Source organism: Exiguobacterium sp. A1_3_1 (genome assembly GCF_048985645.1).
Taxonomy (GTDB): Bacteria; Bacillota; Bacilli; order Exiguobacteriales; family Exiguobacteriaceae; genus Exiguobacterium_A; species Exiguobacterium_A indicum.
Window position 1 is genome coordinate 1 of sequence record NZ_WBYY01000332.1, and the last position, 653, is coordinate 653.

Consider the following 653-nt stretch of genomic DNA (forward strand, 5'->3'; position numbering starts at 1 on the left):
AGCTACGACTTCCCCAATCGTTGCGTATGTATACGTATATACACTACCTGAGACGGGAATCATCGACGAGAATTCAGCATAACAAAGGGCTGCGAGCGCACAGACGATAGCGGAAATAATAAATGAGATCGGTAAAGCAGGTCCTGCATAAAGAGCGCCCGTTCCTGTCAGAACGAAAATCCCGGTACCGATGATGGCACCGATTCCAAGTAAAATAAGGTCAAACCCTGATAAGTGACGTGCCAGTTTGGAATGTTGTTTCATGTCCATCATCACACTGACATCTTTCTTGCGAAGCAAACTCATGTTTCATCCTCCGAACTTTTCTCTTTTTTTCTGAATATTCAAATCATTGAGGTAATTGACTTTCTTATCATAACAAACGATGTCAGGTTCGATAAGTCTTTTTTTCTGTATTTTTTCACAAAGTGGTCAAACCACTTTTGTGAAAATGCGACAACGCTTTGATGCGTCAACGCAAAAACACCCTTTCCTCAAAATGAGAGGAAAGGATGTACTCGTATTACGGACGATCGTTTGGATGATCGAGGTTAGGACCTTTATGATCATCTGGATCGATCGGGTAATCATCTTGCTGTGCTAAATCGTTTTCTGGCAATGCACCTTTTGGTGTACCATGTGTCGTCTCATCT

1 protein-coding gene is annotated in these 653 nt (G+C 42.1%); it reads right to left on the minus strand.

The features are described from left to right. Positions 1-306 (minus strand): amino acid permease (locus tag F8N00_RS18220; protein WP_421018774.1); only part of this gene is annotated, 306 nt, incomplete at its 3' end. Positions 307-653 lie beyond the last annotated feature (347 nt).